13 protein-coding genes and 4 tRNA genes are annotated in these 12491 nt (G+C 69.6%); 5 read left to right on the plus strand and 12 right to left on the minus strand.

The features are described from left to right. Window positions 1-12: 12 nt before the first annotated feature. The 7 genes from nusG to rpmG all read right to left on the minus strand — a co-directional run bounded on the left by nusG (window position 13) and on the right by rpmG (window position 3614). On the minus strand, window positions 13-546 hold the full coding sequence (gene nusG / locus VFZ70_07770) for a transcription termination/antitermination protein NusG (GenBank protein HEX6255698.1): 534 nt from the start codon (window positions 544-546) through the stop codon (window positions 13-15). A gap of 629 nt (window positions 547-1175) precedes the next feature. Continuing rightward, complete coding sequence (secE, locus tag VFZ70_07775) at window positions 1176-1433, minus strand: preprotein translocase subunit SecE (GenBank protein HEX6255699.1); 258 nt, start codon at window positions 1431-1433, stop codon at window positions 1176-1178. 64 nt (window positions 1434-1497) lie between these two features. Continuing rightward, window positions 1498-1573 (minus strand) — tRNA-Trp (locus VFZ70_07780). Between the two features lie 203 nt (window positions 1574-1776). Continuing rightward, on the minus strand, window positions 1777-2199 hold the full coding sequence (locus VFZ70_07785) for a MaoC/PaaZ C-terminal domain-containing protein (GenBank protein HEX6255700.1): 423 nt from the start codon (window positions 2197-2199) through the stop codon (window positions 1777-1779). Beyond that, the gene (locus tag VFZ70_07790; GenBank protein HEX6255701.1) at window positions 2192-2638 is read right to left on the minus strand and encodes a MaoC family dehydratase N-terminal domain-containing protein; all 447 of its coding nucleotides are present in this window, start codon (window positions 2636-2638) and stop codon (window positions 2192-2194) included. Before VFZ70_07790 ends, VFZ70_07785 begins: the two co-directional genes overlap by 8 nt. A 12-nt stretch (window positions 2639-2650) precedes the next feature. After that, window positions 2651-3169: a translation initiation factor IF-3 gene (infC, locus tag VFZ70_07795; protein HEX6255702.1), complete on the minus strand. Its 519-nt coding sequence runs from the start codon at window positions 3167-3169 to the stop codon at window positions 2651-2653. Between the two features lie 280 nt (window positions 3170-3449). Further along, the gene (rpmG, locus tag VFZ70_07800; GenBank protein HEX6255703.1) at window positions 3450-3614 is read right to left on the minus strand and encodes a 50S ribosomal protein L33; all 165 of its coding nucleotides are present in this window, start codon (window positions 3612-3614) and stop codon (window positions 3450-3452) included. Between the two features lie 244 nt (window positions 3615-3858). Between rpmG and VFZ70_07805 the strand changes: the two genes are divergently transcribed. Next, on the plus strand, window positions 3859-4722 hold the full coding sequence (locus tag VFZ70_07805) for an LLM class flavin-dependent oxidoreductase (GenBank protein HEX6255704.1): 864 nt from the start codon (window positions 3859-3861) through the stop codon (window positions 4720-4722). A gap of 193 nt (window positions 4723-4915) precedes the next feature. On the opposite strand, the gene tuf is transcribed toward VFZ70_07805, so the two are convergent. The 3 genes from tuf to VFZ70_07820 all read right to left on the minus strand — a co-directional run bounded on the left by tuf (window position 4916) and on the right by VFZ70_07820 (window position 6415). Beyond that, entirely contained in the window at window positions 4916-6103 is a 1188-nt protein-coding gene (gene tuf, locus VFZ70_07810; GenBank protein ID HEX6255705.1) for an elongation factor Tu, read from the minus strand. Window positions 6104-6204: 101 nt separating this feature from the next. Next, window positions 6205-6276 (minus strand) — tRNA-Met (locus VFZ70_07815). A gap of 66 nt (window positions 6277-6342) precedes the next feature. Then, a tRNA-Thr gene (locus VFZ70_07820) sits at window positions 6343-6415 on the minus strand. A gap of 2 nt (window positions 6416-6417) precedes the next feature. On the opposite strand from VFZ70_07820, the gene VFZ70_07825 reads away from it, so the two are divergent. From VFZ70_07825 to VFZ70_07840, 4 genes are all read left to right on the plus strand, one after another. After that, window positions 6418-6945, plus strand: a complete 528-nt coding sequence (locus VFZ70_07825) for a PH domain-containing protein (protein HEX6255706.1) — start codon at window positions 6418-6420, stop codon at window positions 6943-6945. Beyond that, window positions 6938-8524: a PH domain-containing protein gene (locus VFZ70_07830; protein HEX6255707.1), complete on the plus strand. Its 1587-nt coding sequence runs from the start codon at window positions 6938-6940 to the stop codon at window positions 8522-8524. The genes VFZ70_07825 and VFZ70_07830 overlap by 8 nt, the downstream gene beginning before the upstream one ends. A gap of 81 nt (window positions 8525-8605) precedes the next feature. Continuing rightward, window positions 8606-8687: transfer RNA gene (locus tag VFZ70_07835), tRNA-Tyr, on the plus strand. A 149-nt stretch (window positions 8688-8836) separates the two neighbouring features. Continuing rightward, entirely contained in the window at window positions 8837-9325 is a 489-nt protein-coding gene (locus tag VFZ70_07840) for a YajQ family cyclic di-GMP-binding protein (GenBank protein ID HEX6255708.1), read from the plus strand. A gap of 565 nt (window positions 9326-9890) precedes the next feature. On the opposite strand, the gene VFZ70_07845 is transcribed toward VFZ70_07840, so the two are convergent. Both VFZ70_07845 and VFZ70_07850 read right to left on the minus strand, forming a co-directional pair. Then, window positions 9891-10772 (minus strand): zinc metalloprotease HtpX, encoded by an 882-nt coding sequence (locus VFZ70_07845; GenBank protein HEX6255709.1) that lies wholly within the window; start codon window positions 10770-10772, stop codon window positions 9891-9893. A gap of 209 nt (window positions 10773-10981) precedes the next feature. Next, window positions 10982-12466, minus strand: coding sequence for an NADH-quinone oxidoreductase subunit N (locus VFZ70_07850; GenBank protein ID HEX6255710.1), 1485 nt, complete (start codon window positions 12464-12466; stop codon window positions 10982-10984). Window positions 12467-12491 lie beyond the last annotated feature (25 nt).

Genomic DNA, 12491 nt, shown 5'->3' on the forward strand with positions numbered 1-12491 from the left:
CGGCGCGTCGACCTACAGCTTGGCGACCTGGTCGAACCCGAGCTCGACCGGGGTTTCGCGACCGAAGATCGAGACCAGCACCTTCAGCTTGCTCGCGTCGGCGTTGATCTCGCTGATCGTGCCGGTGAAGTCGGCGAACGGCCCCGACGTCACCCGGATGTTCTCGCTGATCTCGTAGTCGACCTTGGTGACGACGCTGGTCTCGCCCTCCTCGGGCTCCGCCAGGATCGCCTCGACCTCCCGGTACGACAGCGGCACGGGCCGTGCACCCGGCGGACCGACGAACCCGGTCACGGCGGGCGTGTTGCGCACGACGTACCAGGAGTCGTCGTCGAGGTCCATGCGGACGAGCACGTAGCCCGGGAACACCTTGCGCTTGACGTTCTGCTTCTTGCCGCCCTTGATCTCGACCGCGTCCTCGGTCGGGATGATCACCTCGAAGATCTGGTCCTCCATGTTCATGGAGGTGATCCGGTTCTCCAGGTTCGCCTTCACCCGCTGCTCGTAGCCCGAGTACGTGTGCACGACGTAGTAGTCGCCGGGCAGCCGACGGAAGTCGGCGCGGGACGGGACGGTGGGCGCCGAGCCGTTGACGGCCTCGCCGTCAGCGGCTGGCTCGCCAGCGCCATCGGCGGTGGGGTCGGCCCCCGCGGCGTCGTCCGTCGTCACCGCCGCGTCGGCGGCCTCGGCGTCCGACTCGTCGGTCGCGGCGTCGGCCCGTAGATCGGCGCCGGTGGCCTGGTCGACGGTGTCCGCGCCCGCTACCGACAGCAGGTCGTCGAAGTCGTCGGCGTCGGCGACCTCGATGTCCTCCGCCGGCTCGTCAGACACGTCGGCGAGGGCGTCGTCGACCCCGTCGGGTCCGGGGGGCGACGGCACGCTGCCGCCGCTGTAGACCTCGTCGACGACGGGCGACGCCGTCAGCTCCGGCTCCTCGGTCGGGGACTCGAAGGTGGGGTCCGCGGCCGCATGCGACTCCGGGGACTCGGTCGCCTCGGCCATCGCCTCGGCCACGCGGGCGTCCTGATCCTCGGATGCCTCGCTGTAGTCCACCGGGGCGTCCGCCTCGGCCTCGGCCCGCGCGTCGGACACGGCGTCGTGGCCACCCGCGTCGACGTCGTCGGCGACACCAGGGTCGGGGTCGAAGACGTCGCTGTCGGTCTGTGGAGTGTCACTCATCCGAACACCTGAAGCACGAACTGGCCGAACAACTGATCGAGGATCGCCACGAACACCGTGAGCAGCGTCACAGCGACGAGCACAACGAGGCTGTAGGACGCCACCTCACGACGCGACGGCCAGTTGACTCTGCGCAGCTCGAGCCGCACCTCGCGCAGGAACTGCGCGACGGAGGTGCGCTCGCGACGCGGTGGCGGCGGCGACGCGTCCATACGGCGGTGCTCGCCTTTCGTGTCGGCACTCTTGGATTGCATGTCTGTCCTCGTGTCCGTTCTCCGGCTACGCCGGTCGGGCCACGCGGGTCTCCGGCGGTGCGTCTGGCAGGGGCGGAGGGACTCGAACCCCCGACCTTCGGTTTTGGAGACCGACGCTCTGCCAGTTGAGCTACGCCCCTGAGCGACGCCCACCACCCCGATGTACCGCGGGCACGGGCATCAAAGAACGCTCCGGAATCCGGAACTCGGGCCGGCAGCGCTGTCCGGCAAGTCTAGCCATCGCCCTGCGGCCCTGACAACCGGCCACTGGGCGACCGTAGCGCAGTGTGGGATCGCCGCAGAGCGGCGGCGCGCCCCGACCGACGTCACCCCGGCGGCGGCCTCACCGTAGCACCACCGCGCGCGACGTCCGCCGGTCGATCACCTTCGCGCCGTCGTCGAGTCGCGCCCAGATCGCGACGGTCGCGGTGTCCTCGGCCTCGTCCACGCCCGTGACCTCGCCGCCCAACGTCACGGTGGCACCGACCGGGCAGGCCGCACGGAACTGGCACGACATGCTTCGCACCCTGCCGGCGTCCCCCAACCAGTCGGTCAACAGCGCCGACAGCAGGCCCATCGCGAGCATCCCGTGGGCGATCACGCCGCCGGTCGGGCTGAACGTCGCGGCGAACGCGGGGTCCCAGTGCAGGGGGTTGAGATCGCCGCTGACGCCCGCATAACGGATGAGCGTGGCCTGGTCGAGTGTCACCGTCCGCTCGGGCAGCGCGTCGCCCATCGCCAACCCACCGGCGCCAGGATCAGCCATCGGCCTGCTCCCCGACGAACACCAGCCGGGATCGACTCGTCACGGCGGGAGTGCCGTCGGGTCGGGCGCACGCGACCTCGACCGTCAGCAGCTCCAGGTTCCGCATGGCGCGCAGATCAGCGATCGTCGGTGTGCAGACCAGCACGTCGCCGACGCACACCGGCGTTGCGAACGTCAACTCCTGACCGCCGTGCATCACCCGGGCATGCGCCCCGAGCCCGGGATCTTCCATCACCAACGTCCACGCCCGGGCGCCAGCGATGCAGGCGACGTAGGCGGGAGGCACGGCCAGCCCGGACATGTCGTGGTCCGGGGCGTCATCGTGGTAACGCTCGTCGGTGACGCCGGTGACGGCGGCGTACGACCGCACGTGCTCGCGCCCGACCTCGTAGCGGTAGGGCGCGTAGCGATGGCCGACCCGGTCGGCGTTCAACGGCATCGACGGTCCGGGTCAGCTGCGGGCGGCGCGCGGACCCAGCACCATCGTGATGAACCGCCCCTCCATCGGCGACCGGGTCTCGACCTGACCGATGTCCGACAGCTCCTCCGCGAAGCGGTCGAGCAGACGGACGCCCATCTCCGGTCGCCGCAGCTCGCGGCGACGGAACATGATCTGCACCCGGACGGAGTGGCCCTCATCGAGGAACTTGCGGGCCTGACGCACCTTGGTCTCGAAGTCGTGGTCGTCGATCTTCGGGCGGAGCCGGACCGCCTTCTGGCCACCACCGCGCTGCTGCTTGCGGGCCTCGCGCTCGGCGCGCTCCTGTTCATACAGGTGCTTGCCGTAGTCCATGACCTTCGCCACCGGTGGGCTGGCGTTGGGCGCGACCTCCACGAGGTCGAGGTCGAGCGCCTTGGCCGCGTCGATTGCGATCTTGAGCGGCACAATGCCGACCTGCTTGCCCTCCGGTCCGATCAGGCGCACCTCTCGTGCGCGGATCTCCGTGTTCGTGGCGAGTCGTTCAGCCAAAGATCCTCCTGGTGCCTACATGAGCTGAGTTGGTTTGGTTGTCGGACGGTGCCGCCCGCCCGGACAGTGGTCCGTTCTCAGGCGCACATGGTGGAGCCGGGACCCGCTGCGGATCATGCCCGCCGAGTCGGCCCACAGCGTGCATCATGATGCCGGACGCTGCGATCATTGTGCAGGGTCGACAACACCCCGCCAAGACCCAGAATGGGCGGCGGGGTGACGATGCTGCGACGTGTCGGTGAAACTGCGCTGCGACGTTGCGAGCTGCGGTGCCTCGACGTCACCGCGTTTCGCGATGCGGCTGGTGCTGGTTGCAGCGTGGGCAGTACTTTCGCAGCTCGAGCCGCTCGCGCTGGTTGTGACGGTTCTTCGATGTGATGTAGTTGCGCTCCTTGCACACGGTGCATGCAAGGGTGATCTTCGGGCGCGTGTCGCTCTTGGGCATGGCTCTCTCTCGACGGGACCTGGCGGCGGTGCGATGACGTGAATGTGCCGACGACGGCCAGGGACGCAAGCCTAACCCCACCGGCACGTGGTCGCACATCGGGCGGTCAGCTCGTGGCGGCGCCGGATGGGATCACGGTACGCCGTTCGGGACGGCGGTTGGCACCGCCCCGGTCCGCCGGGCGTCCTGGGCTCGCGCATGCGTTACGGTCACCGACGATGGCAGCCGCGCGATCGGATCACTGATGGATGTCGGAGTCGGGCTCCCGAACGCGCTGGCCAGCGTGCGCGGACGCGCGCTCGTGACCTGGGCGCGCGCAGCTGACGAACGGGGCTTCTCGGTGCTCGGCACCATCGGGCGGGTCGTGTTCGACACCCACGAGGAGCTGATCGCCTTCGCCGCGGCCGGCGCGGTCACCGAGCGGATCCACCTCATGTCGACGGTCATGGTGGGCCCGGTCCGGCAGGCCGCGCTGCTGGCCAAGCAGGCTGCGACGCTCGACCACATCGCCGAGGGACGCTTCCGCCTCGGCATGGGCGTCGGCGGCCGACCCGATGACTACGCCGTGATGGGCCGCGACTTCTACGAACGCGGCGCGCTGTTCGACGCGCAACTCGACGCGCTGTCCGCAACGTGGCGGGGCGAACCGATCGGGGGCGCCGACACCGCGATCGGGCCGCTGCCGTTCACGGAGGGCGGCCCGCCGATCGTGCTCGGCGGATCCAGTCCGAAGGCGCTGCGCCGCGTAGGCGAGCGCGCCGATGCCTACGTCGCCCCGCCGGCTCCGGCGCCGCACGTCGCCCAGATGTACGAGACCGTCCGTCGGCACGCCGCCAGCGCCGGCCGCCCCGCACCACGCCTGCTCAGCGCCCGCTACTTCGCGCTCGGCGACGAGGTCGACGACGAGGTGCGGCACAACGTGTCCACCTACTACGCCTTCGGCGGTCCGGACTTCGTCGACCGGGTGCACGCCAGCGTGCTGCGCACCCCGGACGACATCAACACGGCACTACGGGAACTGTCCGACGCGGGCGTCGAAGAGGTCTGCCTCTGGCCGATGGCCGCCGACCTCTCCCAACTCCACGCCCTCGCCGACCACACCCTCTAGCCTGCACTTCGCGATCCGCGCGGGCTAGAGGGTCCGAGGGTCCATCACATACGACGGCCGTCGGCGGCGTGAAGGCGACTCGGGGTGCCCGAGCCCCAGGCGAGGGCGGGGTCCCTGCTGGAGCGGAGCGCCGTTGACGGCCGTCGTCGCGGGGTCCCTGCTGGAGCCGGAGCACCGACCGACGATCACCGAACTACTTCAGGATCTTCGTGACCCGGCCGGCGCCGACGGTCCGGCCGCCCTCGCGGATCGCGAAGCGCAGCCCCTCCTCCATCGCGATCGGCTGGATCAGCTCGACCGTCATCTCGGTGTTGTCGCCGGGCATCACCATCTCGACCCCGCTGGGGAGATCGACCGAACCGGTGACGTCGGTGGTGCGGAAGTAGAACTGCGGCCGGTAGTTGTTGAAGAACGGCGTGTGCCGGCCACCCTCGTCCTTGGACAGGACGTACACCTGCGCCTCGAAGTGGGTGTGCGGCGTGATCGACCCGGGCTGGGCCAGCACCTGGCCACGCTCGACCTCGTCCTTCTTGGTGCCGCGCAGCAGCACACCGATGTTGTCGCCCGCGCGCCCCTCGTCGAGCAGCTTGCGGAACATCTCCACACCGGTGACCGTGGTCTTGGTCGTGTCGCGGATGCCGACGATCTCAACCGAGTCGCCGACCTTGACGATGCCCTGCTCGACGCGTCCGGTCACCACGGTGCCGCGGCCCGTGATGGAGAACACGTCCTCGACCGGCATCAGGTAGGGCTTGTCGATGTCGCGCTCGGGCTGCGGGATGTACTCGTCGACCGCAGCCATCAGGTCGAGCACCGACTGCTCCCACTGCTCCTCGCCGTTCAGCGCGCCCAGAGCGCTGCCGGTGATGACCGGGATGTCGTCGCCGGGGAACTCGTAGCTGCTCAGCAGCTCGCGGACCTCCAGCTCGACGAGCTCGAGCAGTTCCTCGTCGTCGACCATGTCGGCCTTGTTCAGGAACACGACGATCGACGGCACGCCGACCTGGCGGGCGAGCAGCACGTGCTCACGCGTCTGGGGCATCGGGCCGTCGGCGGCGGACACGACCAGGATCGCGCCGTCCATCTGCGCCGCGCCGGTGATCATGTTCTTGACGTAGTCGGCGTGGCCCGGGCAGTCGACGTGCGCATAGTGGCGGTTCGCCGTCTCGTACTCCACGTGGGCGACCGAGATCGTGATGCCGCGCTCCTTCTCCTCGGGCGCCTTGTCGATCTGGTCGAAGGGCGTGAACGACACGTCCGGGTTGTGCTTGTGCAGCACGTTCGTGATGGCCGCGGTCAGCGTCGTCTTGCCGTGGTCGATATGGCCGATGGTGCCGACGTTCGCATGCGGCTTGGTCCGCTCGAACTTGCTCTTGGCCATGACAGCGTTCCCTTCAACGTGGTGCAGTTGGTGGTGTGACCCGGACGGGAGACGGATCATACGCCTTCGCGACCCACCGCGGTCGCCACCGTGTGATCTCGTAGCGGCGGGTGGACTCGAACCACCGACACAGCGATTATGAGCCGCTTGCTCTACCTCTGAGCTACGCCGCCGGGGAATGCTGCCCGTCCGGGCGACCCGCACCCGATGCCCGCGTCCGCGGGCGCCGTGCCGAGTCGAGCCCCCCAACGGAATCGAACCGTTGACCTTCTCCTTACCATGGAGACGCTCTGCCGACTGAGCTAGGGGGGCGGATGGAACGACAGTATGAAGGCCCCCATGTGACGCCGCAACCTACCCGCGACGCCGTGACCACACCCGTCGAGGCGATGCGCCCGCTCGACCCGCGCGTCCGTGCGATGTGGTGGACGACGAGCGCGATCACGCTGCTGGTGGTGCTGGTCGGCGCGGCCGCGGCGGGCTTGATCCTGCGCGACGGGTGGGGCGGCCTGCCGCCGCTGATCGTGTTGACGGCCGGCGTGCCGACCGCCGTGCTCGTTCCCTGGCTGCGCTACCGGCGGTGGCGGTTCGCCCTGCGCGACGACGATCTCTGGATCCGACGCGGCGTGGTCTGGCGGAGCACGAGCGTCATCCCCTACGCCCGCCTGCAGTTCGTCGACACCATCCAGGGACCGCTGGACCGCCTGTTCGGCCTGTCACAGCTGGTCGTGCACACCGCCGCGCCGGGAACATCGGGACAGCTGCCGGGCCTGGCATCCGCTGAGGCGGAGGCGCTGCGCGAGCGGCTCGCACACGTGCGGCAGTCGGCGCCCGATGTCTGAGGACGCCGCGCCGGACGCCGGATGGACGACAGACCGCGGGTGGTCGGTCACCGCGGACGACGACCACGACCCTGACGGCGACCCGACGATCGCCCCGGCGGACGAACGTCCACGGCTGGGCGGGCGGCTGCATCCCAGCGTGATCGCGGTCTGGAGCGTCCGCGGGCTCGCTCCCCTGGCCGCCGTCTGGATCGCCTCTGACGCCGGGGACGTCGTGTTCGGCATCATGCTCCTCATCCTGCTGCTGGGCGGATCCTGGATGCGCTGGCTGCGGTTCACGTGGCGGGTCGAGCGTGGGCACCTCGTCATCGAGCGCGGGCTGTTGCAGCGGACACGCCGGGTCATCCCACTGGCGCGCATCCAGGCGGTCCAGACCGTCCGCAAGGTGCAACACCGCGTGTTCGGCGTCGTCGGCCTCCGTGTCGAGGCGATCGGTGGGTCCGAGACGGAGGGGCAGCTCGACGCGCTCAGCGTCGATCTCGCCCGCGACGTCCAGCAGGCGCTGTTGCGGCAGGAGCCGGCCGAACAGGCGACGACCAGCACCGAGCGGGCGGATGCGGGCGACAGGCCGGTCACGTCACTGGTCATCGACGAGGCGCCACCGGGCACCGTGATCGCGCAGTGCCCGCCCGCGAGGTTGCTGCTGGCCGGCCTCACCGGTGGACGTGTCGGCGTGGCGGCGGCGCTGATCGGCCTGGCCGAACAGTTCTACGGCCAACGGATCGCGGAGACGGCGCTGTCGGCACCGCAGAGGTACGGCCTGCGCACGGCACTCGTCTTCGTCGCACTCGGCATCGTCGCGGCGTTCGTGCTGTCGGTGGCCGCGACCGCCGTCACGTACTGGGACTTCACCGTCCGCCGCGACGGTGGACTGCTGCGCCTGCACCGCGGCCTGCTCGACGAACGACGGGACACCGTGCCGCTCACCCGCGTGCAGACGGTCACGGTCGAGCAGAACATCCTGCGCCGCGCGTTCGGGCTTGCGGCCGTGAGGATGACGGTCGCGGGACGGGCGGGCGACGACGCGGGAGTGACGGGCACCCTCCTGCCGATCGGCAGCCTGGGCCAGGCGCTCCGGCTCGTCGACGAGGCGTGGGACCACACCGACATGACGATGGTCGACCTGCACCCCATGCCGATCGCCGCGCGCAGCCGCCGGCTCGTGCGGGCGGCGACCGTCACCGTCGCGCTCACCGCCGCCGTGTGGCCGTTCGCAGGCGCTGGTGCCGCCCTGGTGGCGAGTGCGGCTGTCGCCGTGCTGGGCACGCTGGTCGCGCTGGCGTCGTACCGGTCGCTCGGGTGGGCGGTCGAGGGCGATGTGGTCATGGCGCGATCCGGCTGGCTCGTCCGTCGGCTGAGCGTCACGCCCGTGGGAGCGCTGCAGAGCGTGCGCCTGTCCAGCTCCCCGTTCCAGCGCCGTCGGGGGCTGGCGACGCTCCGGCTCGAGATCGCACGGTCCCGCGGAGGGCGCGATCCCCGGCTGATCGATCTGACCGCTGCCGACGCTGGCGACCTGCAGGCCCGACTCGCCATCGAGACCGTACGAGCGCGGTCCGACGTCGCCGATCCCAGACGCTGACGGCGCCGGATCATCGTTCACACGACCTCCCCGGGCAGGTTGCGCGTGCCCGTGGTGACGACCTAGGCTTGCCCGCACCTGGGTGGGATGCCCGAGTGGCCAAAGGGACCTGACTGTAAATCAGGCGGCTCAGCCTTCGAAGGTTCGAATCCTTCTCCCACCACGTACAGACGTGTCGGTCGACCTGACGCCTGCATGCGGGTCCGGTACGTTCCGACGTCGCGCGACCGTCGTCGCACCTCCGGCCGCGATGCACCGCGTGGACGACGGGCGCCGGGTCGACGCACGACAGCGAGGACGTAGGAGCCAGCGATGGCCGAGAACAGCTTCGACGTGGTGGCGGAGGTCGATCGCCAGGAGGTCGACAACGCGATCAACCAGGCCGCCAAGGAGATCGCCCAGCGGTACGACTTCAAGAACACCGGCGCCAGCGTCGCGTGGTCCGGCGAAGGCATCGCCATCGGCGCGAACTCCGAGGAACGGGTGATGGCGGCCCTCGACGTGCTGAAGTCCAAGCTGGTCAAGCGCAAGGTCAGCCTCAAGGCGCTCGAGCACGAGGAGCCCAGGCCCGGATCCCGCGGTCACTACCGCCTGGACATCGCCCTGGTCAACGGCATCCCGACCGACAAGGCCAAGGCGATGGTCAAGCAGATCAAGGCCTCGAAGCTGAAGGTCACGCCCGCGATCCAGGGCGACCAGCTGCGCATCTCTTCGAAGTCCCGGGACGCCCTGCAGGAGGTCCAGGCACTGCTGCGCGCCAACGACCAGGACCTCCCGCTGCGCTTCACCAACTACAAGTAGCCCTGGGTCGCCTCGTCGCCAGACGTCGAGCGGCGAACGTCCGGGCGCGACGCCTCGGGTCCGTCCACACGTGATGCCGGTCGCCGACGGGCGCTCATGCTGCATCCGGCACACCTGGCGGCAGTGGTGATCCTGGGCCTCAACGACCATGTGCTCAAGGACGTGTGGCCCGATCCAGTCACCGGCAAGCTGCCGGACGTCGCGGGACTCGTCGTGCCGCCCGCGTCGTCGTGTCCTGCACTGAGCTGCTGCTGCTGCGGCGCCGCCTGCCCGGCGCCGCCACCGCGTCGATCGCGACCGTCTGGGCCGTCGGTTTCGCGTTGGTGCAGATCTGGCCCGGAGCGACACGCGCGTACGCCGTGGGGCTCGGCTGGCTGCAGTGGCTGATGACCGGAGCGCGGCGATCGCCGCCAACGGTGGGGGTCACGGCCGACGCGACCGACCTGTGGGCGGTACCGGTCACCGTCCTGCCGGTCGTCCTGTGGCCACGACGGCGGATGCCCGGGTGCGCCGTCCGGTCGATCCGACGGCTGACGGCGCGACCCGGCCCGCGCCAGCCGCCCGGTCAGGCGATCTGGCCCATCCGGCGGGCGATGGACTCGAGGTTGCGGACGCGATCCTCGGTCTTGGGGTGCGAGCGGAACAGGCTGCCCATCCCACCGCGCACGAGGCCACCGAACGGCGCCGAGATGTACAGCGAGCTGAACGCCGACGTCGGCTGCTCCGCGGGCGTGCCACCGATCCCCTGACGGGCCAGCTGCCTACCGCCGCTCTCGAGCTTGCGCAGCGCGCTCGCCAGCGCCAGCGGCTTGCCGCTGAGCTCCGCGCCGCTGGCGTCGGCCTGTGTCTCGCGACTGCGCGTGACCGCGAGCTGTAGGATCATCGCGGCGATCGGGGCGAGGAAGATCATGGCGATGCTCGCGATGGGGTTGTCACGGCTGTCGCGGCCACCGCCGAACCAGAACCCGATGCGGGCCGCGAACGTGATGGCGGTCGCGATCGTCGCCGCGACGCTGCCGATCAGGATGTCGCGGTTGTAGACGTGCGACAGCTCGTGGGCCAGCACGCCCTCCATCTCATCGTGGTCGAGGATGTCGATCAGGCCCTTGTTCACGCATACTGCGGCGTGCTGCGGGTTCCGCCCGGTCGCGAACGCATTGGGCTGCGGCGACGGCGAGATGTACAGCGTCGGCATCGGCTGGTTGGCCTTCGCCGCGAGCTCCTGCACCAGCTCGTGGTACCAGGGGTACTGCTGCGGACTCGCCGGCTGGGCACGGGCCATCTTGATGGCCAGCTTGTCGGAGAACCAGTAGCTGCCGACGTTCATGACCAGCGCGATGCCGAGCGCGATGATCAGACCGCTCTCGTCCCAGAGCGTCTGTCCGATGAACAGCAGCAGGCCGGACAGCGCGGCCAGTAGCACACCCGTCTTGAGCGACTTGAACATCGTGGTCCGTCAGCTTCCCTGCGGATCCGGCCCGGCGCCGGTTCCGGCTGACCCTCCACGACAACGGTAGCCAGTCCGTGCACCGTTGGCCGTCAGGGATGTCCCCGGATCTGGTCAACCTCAGGTAAACGGCAAACGGCCGCCCGCCACCGTGGCAACCGCCCCGGCCACGCGGGAGCAACCGCCACCCATTCCGGCGGTCGTGCTGGTCAGCCGGTGGACGCCAGGAGCACCGCGGACAGGTCCGCGGCCCTGGCGAACAGGTTGAACGCGAAGAACGTCCCGACCGTCAGCGCGGCCAGACCGATCGCTGCGAAGTTCAACGCGAATCCGGGGCGCAGCGCGGCATCGGACGCCGGCTCGTCCATCCACATCGTCCGCAGGATCTTCAGGTAGTAGAACATCGCGATGACCGAGTTGATGACCACGGCGGACGCGAGGAAGATCCCGAACGACGTGTTGGCGACGACCGCCGCGCGGAACACGAAGAACTTGGCCCAGAATCCGACCAGCAGCGGGATGCCGCCCAGCGACAGCAGCGCCATCGTCAGCGCCATGGCCATGCCGGTGGCGCGTTGGCCCAGTCCGGCGTAGTCGGAGAGATCACGGGTCGGATCGCCGCGCGTGACGGCGGTGACGACGGCGAACGCCGCCATGTTCATGATCCCGTACGCCAGCAGGTACAGCAGCACAGCCGAGAACGCCGTGCTGTTGATCTCCGCCGCGCCGGCGGCCACAACACCGAACGGCGTCAGCATGTAGCCGGCGTGGCCGATCGACGAGTACGCCAGCAGGCGGACGATGTTCGTCTGGCTCATGGCAGTCAGGTTGCCGACCGTCATGGTGACGACGGCGATGATGCCCAGGGGGACCGCCCACACGTCGGCGACCGGCTCGAACGCGACGAAGCACACCTGCAGCAGCCCCGCGAACCCGGCGGCCTTCGACGCCACCGACAGGAAGGCCGTGACGGGCACGGGGGCGCCCTCGTACGTGTCCGGCGCCCAGAAGTGGAACGGCACCGCCGAGATCTTGAACCCGAACCCGACGATCACGAACAGGATGCTCGCGTTGAGCAGCGGGATGTCGTCCATGCCACGCAGCGCGTCGGCCACGCCCACCAGGTCGGTGGTGCCGGTGAAGCCGTAGACGATCGACAGGCCATACAGCAGCACCGCGACCGACAGCACACCGATGAGGAAGAACTTCATCGCGCCCTCGTTGGAGCGCAGGTCGAACTTGCGCAGGCCGGCCATCACGAACCCGGGCACGCTGACGAGCTCCAGCGCGATGAAGATCATCACGAGGTCACGCGCTGACGCCATCAGCATGCAGCCCAGGAACGCGCTGAGCAGCAGGAAGTAGTACTCGCCCTGGTAGGTGCGGAACTCCGCGAAGTACCGGTAGGAGATGAACAGCACCGCCAGCGCGACCGCCAGGAAGAACGCCTTCAGCAGCAACGCATAGGTGTCGACGACGAACATGTTGCCGAACGCGGCGCGCTCACCGCCGGACACCGCCAGCGCGACGACGAACGCCAGCCCCACGAGCACAGCGATCACGCCGATGGCGTTGACCTGCTGCTTGCGGTCGCTGGGGACGAACAGCTCGATCAGCAGCACCAGCAGCGCTCCCGCCAACACCGACAGCTCGGGCGCCAGCGCGAACAGGTCAACGGTGGTCACATCAGTCATTCCACGGGTCCTACCGCTCCGCTAC

The organism is Euzebyales bacterium, assembly GCA_036374135.1.
Lineage (GTDB): Bacteria > Actinomycetota > Nitriliruptoria > Euzebyales > JAHELV01 > JAHELV01.

Coding starts and splice junctions, on each gene's coding strand:
- secE (HEX6255699.1), bottom strand. CDS start 1,433: ATGCAATCCAAGAGTGCCGACACGAAAGGCGAGCACCGCCGTATGGAC.
- VFZ70_07785 (HEX6255700.1), bottom strand. CDS start 2,199: ATGGCTGATCCTGGCGCCGGTGGGTTGGCGATGGGCGACGCGCTGCCC.
- VFZ70_07790 (HEX6255701.1), bottom strand. CDS start 2,638: ATGCCGTTGAACGCCGACCGGGTCGGCCATCGCTACGCGCCCTACCGC.
- rpmG (HEX6255703.1), bottom strand. CDS start 3,614: ATGCCCAAGAGCGACACGCGCCCGAAGATCACCCTTGCATGCACCGTG.
- VFZ70_07805 (HEX6255704.1), top strand. CDS start 3,859: ATGGATGTCGGAGTCGGGCTCCCGAACGCGCTGGCCAGCGTGCGCGGA.
- tuf (HEX6255705.1), bottom strand. CDS start 6,103: ATGGCCAAGAGCAAGTTCGAGCGGACCAAGCCGCATGCGAACGTCGGC.
- VFZ70_07825 (HEX6255706.1), top strand. CDS start 6,418: ATGGAACGACAGTATGAAGGCCCCCATGTGACGCCGCAACCTACCCGC.
- VFZ70_07830 (HEX6255707.1), top strand. CDS start 6,938: ATGTCTGAGGACGCCGCGCCGGACGCCGGATGGACGACAGACCGCGGG.
- VFZ70_07840 (HEX6255708.1), top strand. CDS start 8,837: ATGGCCGAGAACAGCTTCGACGTGGTGGCGGAGGTCGATCGCCAGGAG.
- VFZ70_07845 (HEX6255709.1), bottom strand. CDS start 10,772: ATGTTCAAGTCGCTCAAGACGGGTGTGCTACTGGCCGCGCTGTCCGGC.
- VFZ70_07850 (HEX6255710.1), bottom strand. CDS start 12,466: ATGACTGATGTGACCACCGTTGACCTGTTCGCGCTGGCGCCCGAGCTG.